The sequence below is a fragment of the Methanoregula sp. genome (assembly GCF_003170075.1).
GTDB lineage: Archaea > Halobacteriota > Methanomicrobia > Methanomicrobiales > Methanospirillaceae > Methanoregula.
Map to the genome: position 1 here is coordinate 45121 of NZ_PMZU01000038.1, position 6757 is coordinate 51877.

The 6757-nt window shown below is 58.4% G+C and carries 8 protein-coding genes; 6 read left to right on the forward strand and 2 right to left on the reverse strand.

Annotation, left to right across the window (positions count from 1 at the left end; translation table 11 throughout):
- Window positions 1-42: 42 nt before the first annotated feature.
- Window positions 43-888 (reverse strand): ribose-phosphate diphosphokinase, encoded by an 846-nt coding sequence (locus tag QZN75_RS04525; RefSeq protein ID WP_292425338.1) that lies wholly within the window; start codon window positions 886-888, stop codon window positions 43-45.
- A 191-nt stretch (window positions 889-1079) separates the two neighbouring features.
- Between QZN75_RS04525 and lonB the strand changes: the two genes are divergently transcribed.
- Genes lonB through QZN75_RS04545 form a run of 4 tightly spaced genes read left to right on the forward strand, consistent with a single transcriptional unit; the run spans window position 1080 to window position 5947 of the window.
- Window positions 1080-3068, forward strand: a complete 1989-nt coding sequence (gene lonB, locus QZN75_RS04530) for an ATP-dependent protease LonB (protein ID WP_292425340.1) — start codon at window positions 1080-1082, stop codon at window positions 3066-3068.
- Window positions 3065-4405: a TldD/PmbA family protein gene (locus tag QZN75_RS04535; protein ID WP_292425343.1), complete on the forward strand. Its 1341-nt coding sequence runs from the start codon at window positions 3065-3067 to the stop codon at window positions 4403-4405. Before lonB ends, QZN75_RS04535 begins: the two co-directional genes overlap by 4 nt.
- Entirely contained in the window at window positions 4392-5681 is a 1290-nt protein-coding gene (locus tag QZN75_RS04540) for a TldD/PmbA family protein (protein WP_292425346.1), read from the forward strand. Before QZN75_RS04535 ends, QZN75_RS04540 begins: the two co-directional genes overlap by 14 nt.
- Before the next feature lie 2 nt (window positions 5682-5683).
- The gene (locus QZN75_RS04545) at window positions 5684-5947 is read left to right on the forward strand and encodes a pro-sigmaK processing inhibitor BofA family protein (RefSeq protein WP_292425349.1); all 264 of its coding nucleotides are present in this window, start codon (window positions 5684-5686) and stop codon (window positions 5945-5947) included.
- 60 nt (window positions 5948-6007) lie between these two features.
- Here QZN75_RS04545 and QZN75_RS04550 read toward each other — a convergent pair whose 3' ends face one another.
- Window positions 6008-6133, reverse strand: a complete 126-nt coding sequence (locus QZN75_RS04550) for a hypothetical protein (RefSeq protein ID WP_292425352.1) — start codon at window positions 6131-6133, stop codon at window positions 6008-6010.
- 42 nt (window positions 6134-6175) lie between these two features.
- Between QZN75_RS04550 and QZN75_RS04555 the strand changes: the two genes are divergently transcribed.
- Together QZN75_RS04555 and QZN75_RS04560 are read left to right on the forward strand one after the other, a co-directional pair.
- Window positions 6176-6331 (forward strand): hypothetical protein, encoded by a 156-nt coding sequence (locus QZN75_RS04555; RefSeq protein WP_292425355.1) that lies wholly within the window; start codon window positions 6176-6178, stop codon window positions 6329-6331.
- Window positions 6328-6757, forward strand: a 430-nt coding sequence (locus QZN75_RS04560; protein ID WP_292425357.1) for an alpha/beta hydrolase, incomplete at its 3' end; no start/stop codon positions are given. The genes QZN75_RS04555 and QZN75_RS04560, both read left to right, overlap by 4 nt.

Sequence of the window (6757 nt, forward strand, 5' to 3'; positions counted from 1 at the left end):
GTTTATCCAGACCTTACCGGCGCGGTCTTCTGCTCCCGGCAGTCAGCCCCGCAAGGCAGCCACGATACGGTCGGCAGCGGAGATCCTGCTGCATCCCCGTTCGATAGTGTCGCTGCAGAAAACTTCCCGGATCCCGTTTGCCTTCAGATGCACATACGCACCGCCGATCAGTACGCCATGGACGCAGGCAGCATAGACCTCCGTTGCCCCCTGCTGGTACAGCATATTCGCAGCCGTTGCGATCGTGCTGCCGGTCGAGATGATATCGTCTACGATGACCACCGATCGCGATGCAGCACAGAGTTTTTTTGGCGCCATCTTCACATCGACCCCTGAGAGCCGGGTCTTTTCCAGGTGGTCGTAGTCCCATCCGCCCACGGATGCCACGTCATCAGCAAAGCCAAGCGCGCCATCGTCCGGGGCGAGGATCAGGGGGTCGGACAGGCCCATGGACCTGAGGTAAGCACCCATGTCCTTTGCAAGCGAGAGGTTGGTCGTGGGTACATCGAAATATTTCAGTACCTCCGGTTCGTGGATATTGACCGTGATGCAGTTTTCTACGCCTCTCCCGAAGAGGCGGGCGACCGCACGGGCGCTGATCGGTTCCCCATTCCTGAACCGTTTGTCCTGGCGGGCATACCCCATATAGGGAAGGACGAGGTGGTTTTTTGAGCCCTCGCAGGCATCGATTAAGAGGAGCAGCTGGACGAGCGCATCGCTGTCGGTGACACTCCCGACAATGATGGTCTCATCGTCAAGTTCACCGGCAGCAAGGTAAAGCTCGCCGTCAGGAAACCGCGAGAATTTCACATCAACGATTGAGGTGTTTAAGGCCCCGGCGATACGGGCGGCAAGAATCTGGGATTTTTCCGTGCTGATCACTTTCATGATAACGTTCCTGTCCCTTTGTGGTGGGTGGGGGCGTACCTTTCCCTGCCTTACTATTACACCCTGCTGGTTGTATTATTTTTGCATGGTGCGTGAGGTGTGACAGGATTTTTGCAATTGCTACAAAGTACTTAAACTATCATGCGTCAAATTATATGGAAACCGAAGGGTGAAAAGAGGTAAAATCTCCAATGGAAAACTCGGAACCAGCAGTACCGGTGCGCGATGAGGCAGTCTCCCCGGTCCCACAGTCAGAGCCCGCAACTCCCGGGGCAGCAGCGCCCCAACCTGGTACTACAGGGCAGGCGGCAAAAGTTGTCGAAGGAGCATCCTCTCAGATCGAGGTTCCGGCAAAGCTGATCGACCAGGTGATCGGCCAGGAGCGTGCGGTCGAAGTGATACGGAAAGCCGCGATCCAGCGCCGGCATGTCATGATGATCGGAAGCCCGGGGACCGGCAAGTCGATGCTTGCAAAGGCGATGGCCGAGCTCCTGCCAAAAGAGGAGCTCCTTGATATCCTCGTCTACCCGAACTCCGACGATCCCAACAACCCGATTATCAGGACTGTCGCCGCAGGCAGGGGCAAGCAGATCGTCGCCGCCCACAAGGCTGAGGCCAAGAAAAAGATCCAGTTCAGGAACACCCTTCTCCTGATTCTCGTTATCGGCATCATCGGGTACGCATTTATCACATACCAGTGGCTGATGGGGATCATCGCCGCAGCGTTCGTCTTCATGGCGCTCCGGTACACGACGCCCCGCGAGGAGGCGATGGTACCAAAACTCCTCGTCTCCAACGACTCCAAGAAAGCGGCCCCCTTCATCGATGCAACCGGCTCGCACGCCGGGGCACTTCTCGGAGATGTCCGGCACGACCCGTTCCAGAGCGGCGGGCTTGAGACGCCGGCGCATGACCGTGTAGAGGGCGGTGCCATTCACCGCGCGAACGGCGGAGTGCTCTTCATCGACGAGATCAATACGCTCGACCGCCCCTCCCAGCAGAACCTGCTCACCGCGCTCCAGGAAGGTGAATTCCCGATCACCGGCCAGAGTGAACGCTCGAGCGGTGCGATGGTGAGAACCGAACCCGTTCCCTGCAAATTCGTCATGGTTGCGGCAGGCAATCTCGATGCGATACAGGGCATGCACCCGGCGCTGCGTTCCCGTATCCGGGGTTACGGGTACGAAGTTTACATGGCCGAGAGCATGGATGATACTCCAGAGAACCGCGAAAAGTATGTCCGGTTCATTGCGCAGGAAGTCAAAAACGACGGGAAGATCCCGCATCTCGACAAGAGCGCCATTGACGAGATCATCCGCGAAGCCCGCCGGCGCTCGAACCGCAAGGGGCACCTGACCTTAAAGCTCCGTGACATGGGAGGGCTCATCCGTATCGCTGGCGATATCGCCCGGCAGGAAGGGGCGACCCTCACCACGGCAGCTCACGTCATCACGGCGAAAACTACGGCCCGGACGATCGAGGACCAGGTCTCGGACGAGTACATCCGCAGGAGCCGGGAATACGAGCTCACGGTGGTTGAGGGAACCCGGATCGGCCGCGTCAACGGGCTTGCGGTCATGGGAACCGATTCGGGATCGGTGCTTCCGATCATGGCGGAAGTGACTCCGGCTATCGGAAAAGAAGGCGGAGAGGTCATCGCCACTGGTATGCTAAAGGAGATCGCGCTGGAATCGATCCAGAACGTGAGCGCGATCCTCAAGAAGTTCACCGGTAAAGATGTGAAAAATATCGATATCCATATCCAGTTCATCGGCACCTATGGCGGTGTCGAAGGCGACTCGGCTTCGATCAGCGTGGCCACGGCCGTGATTAGCGCAATCGAGGGCATCCCGGTGCGGCAGGACGTTGCCATGACCGGCTCGCTCTCTGTCCGGGGCGACGTGCTCCCGGTGGGCGGCGTGACATTCAAGATCGAGGCGGCGGCAAAGGCCGGGATCAAGACCGTGCTCATCCCCCGGACCAACATCAACGATGTGATGATTGAGGAGAAGTACAAGCCCCTCGTGACGATCATACCTGTGGATACCATTGACGAGGTGCTTAAGCACGCGCTCGTCCCGGAGAACATGGAAGGGTTCCTTTCTAAGCTCAAACAGATGGCGATACGGTCGACGTCGGTATTTGCGGATGTCCCGGCCATCAACAAAACACCGGCATGACCGAGACGCCCGGCATCCGGTATTACGACCTGCGGCAGGTGAGTGGGCAGTCTACCCATGTCGATGTCGATATGGGTGTGATTGAGTCTGCCGGCACCACTTTTTATAACAAGGCCGTGATCCGGGTTCTTGGCCCCCGGGGATGGGGTATCCTCCAGATCGATAATTACACCCCTGTATCCGGTAAAAAATTCGAGGAAATGCTGGCGTCTGCCGAAAAGCTTGCGCTGGTGGCTGATGATGCGGTCAATCTCGGCGATGTACCCCGCACGATACAGGCTGTTCCCCCGGTAAGAGAGGACTGCCGCAACGTAAGTATCGAAGAGAAAGCGGAGCTGCTCCTCGCGATCGAGAAGGCAGCGGACCGGCCGCTGGTGACCAGCCGGCGGGCAAACTACCTTGAACGGATTGAGAACGTCCGGTTCATGGACAGCTCCGGCAGCGAATACTCTTATGAATGCTGCCGGTCGGGATTTTCCGTGATGGTGGTCGCATCTCGGAATGGAACCGTCCAGATGGGCTATGAACCGGATCACACCATCCACGGCTTCAACCTCCGGCACCGTGAGGATATGGGCAGGAAAGCGGCGGAGATGGCCGTTTCCCTGCTGGACGCCGGTCTTGCAAAAGGCGGGAAGATGCATGCCGTCCTTGACCCGGAACTTGCCGGTGTTTTCGCGCACGAGGCCGTGGGCCACGCGAGCGAAGGCGACCTTATCGAAGAGGGAAACTCGGTCCTTAAAGGGAGAACCGGCGAAAAGATCGGGGACGCTTCGCTTACAATCGTCGATGACCCGTCCCTTCACGAGTTCGGGTTTGAGCCGGTCGATGCTGAAGGAATCGCGGTGGCCAGGACCGAGATCATCCGCGCCGGGAAGGTCAACTCTTTCCTCCACAACCGGCAGACCCTTGCGGCGATCGGAAACGGCGTTGCCGGCCATGCCCGGGCGATGCCCGGTAAACCGCCACTCGTGCGGATGAGCAACACGTTCATCGAGGCCGGGGACGCGACCGATGAGGAGATCTTCGCGGAATGCAAAAACGGGATCTTTCTTGCCGGTTCGCGGGGCGGGCAGGTCGATCCGGGCCGGGGTGTGTTCCAGTTCAACGCGGAGTACGGGTACCTGATCGAGAACGGGGAGCGGACACGGATGGTCAGGGACGTCTCGCTCTCGGGGGAGATCTTAAAAACGCTCCACGGGATCGTCCTGTGCGGGAAAAAAAGGGTCATGCACTCAGGATACTGCGGGAAAGGCGGGCAGAGCGTGCCGGTGAGCGACGGCGCCCCGCTGGTACTCCTGCGCGATGCGGTGGTGGGTGGCAGTGGCGTGGATTGAGGAACTCTTTAAGCAGGGTGAGAAGCGGGTCGACGAACTTGAGGTGTACTGTTTTTCCGGGACTTCGGTCTCCGCCGACTTAAAACAGCGTCGCGTGAGCCTCTGCTCGTCATCGATCGAGACCGGCCTGTGCATCCGCACCATCGACAAGGGGAAGATCGGTTCGTCGAGCACGAACGACCCGCAGCAATGGCAGGCCTGTCTTGATGCAGCCATCGCCGGCGGCCATCTTGCCACGCCGCAGGAATGGAGGGGGCTGCCGGACCCGGTCACGCTCCCGGTCGAGGATCTCGCGTACGATCTGTCCCTTGCAATCGAACCGGCAATGGCACACGACCTGCTCCGGGAGATGCTGAACGGGGCTGCGGCGCACCCGGAGGCATCGGTAACCGCGGGTGGAGCAGGGATCGCGGCCGGGGAGATCACCTTTGCGAACAGCCACGGTATCCGGTACGCGTCCCGACAGTCGGAAGTCTCCATCTCGCTCGAAGCAATCAGCGGCCAGTCCACCGGGTACGAATTCGATCATGCCTTTTCACGGGCGCTGGTGAACCCGGAAAGGGTCGGCGAACGGGCGGCATTTCTTGCATCCCGGTCGGCAGGAGGGAAGGATGTCCCCTCGGGAGAGTACGATGTCATCCTCTCCCCCATGGCATACGCGGACCTGCTCGGAAACATCTTTGTACCGGCGCTGAACGGGCGTAACGTCCTGCAGGGCCGCTCGAAACTGGCCGGCCGGATCGGCGAAACGGTTACCGCGCCGTTGCTCTCCCTGTACGACGACCCCCACCGTAAGGGGGCGGGCGGGAGCACGTGGTTCGATGCCGAGGGTACCCCCACCCGACGGCTGGACTTTGTCAGGGACGGCATCCTTACAGCGTTTGCCTACGACCTCAAGACCGCATACCGGGCCGGCAAGGGATCCACCGGCAGTGCTATCAGGGGCGGGTTTGCCGGGCTTCCCGCGATCGGCCATCACAATTTTGTCGTGGATGGGAAACGCGACGAACTCTTTGATGAACCTGCGATCTACGTCCACAGCGTGGTGGGGGCACACACGGCAAACCCCATGAGCGGGGATTTCTCGGTCGAGATGTCCAACCCGTTCCGGGTAAAGGATGGCGCTCTTGCAGAGCCGATCCGGGGAGCAATGATCTCCGGCAACGTTTTCGATCTCCAGCATCAGGTTGTCGCGCTCGGGAAAGAGAGTCGTCCCGTCGGATCGTATATCCTGCCCCCGGTAAAAATTAATAAGGTGCGGGTCATTGGTAAGTAATTATGAGTGACATCATCCTTGCCGTCATCCTTATCGTCATCATCCTTGCCATCGCGTATTATCTGGTAAAAAAACTCGCGGTGCTGGTCATCAACGCCGTTCTCGGCCTTATCTTTTTGTTTATCTTAAACACGTTCCAGGTCATGCAGTGGGTGGGCAAGCCCGATCTTGGGTACAGTCTTGCAACGCTGATCATCTGCGGTGTGGGAGGACTACCGGGCGTGCTCGTCCTTGTGCTGCTCAACATCCTTGGAGTTACGGTATAAGATAAAAAAAGATCTTTGTTTTTTAGGAAATCCCATTGGCGGACTAAAAAAACAAATACCTCAGAACACGTTTGCTTCCGAGTACATCGTCACTTGTGTCTGCCCAATGTCGTAGATCTTGATCTCCAGGGAATGGAGGCTCCCCTTGATAAGTAACCGGACTGTACCGGAACCGTAAACAGACATAAATAATACAATGGGGGAGTAGGATACTGAGGTGATTGGAGCATGTGTAGTGTTGGCGGACCATTGGATGTCGATCTTCCCGAAGACCGGGTCAAGACGAAAGACTACCGGTGCAAGGACTGCGGCGAACAGTTCAAGGGGATCGGCAAACGGCCCATGTGTCCTTCCTGCCAGTCGGAAGACGTTGTGGAGATATGAACGTTTCCGTTGGCGACGATGTCCTGCACGTGAAGGGCATCCACTCTTTTCTTCTCGTAGCAGTTGTCCATGAGAATTTTCCTCTCTGCATCGAGGCCAGCCATGAAGAATACTGCCAGGGCGTCCATGCCGGTGATCTGGTGGTGGTCTCTGCACCCGAAGCGGGTCCGGTCGAGCCCGCCCTGATGCTTCTGGAACTGGTCAGGAAATACCACCTGCCGCTCATGGTTCTCTCCAGCGACCACCCGGGATCGAAGCGGATTCCCTACGTGGTATCAGTAGGTCCGGAGATCCAGACTAACTGTTCGATCGTCAGGGGTACGCACCCGGAGCAGCATCTGGTCTGTTCATCGGATGAACTCGCCGGTATAACCCTGTCAGGGTCCCGGGACGGTATTACGATCTCGCCGTTTCCGGAAATGCTTA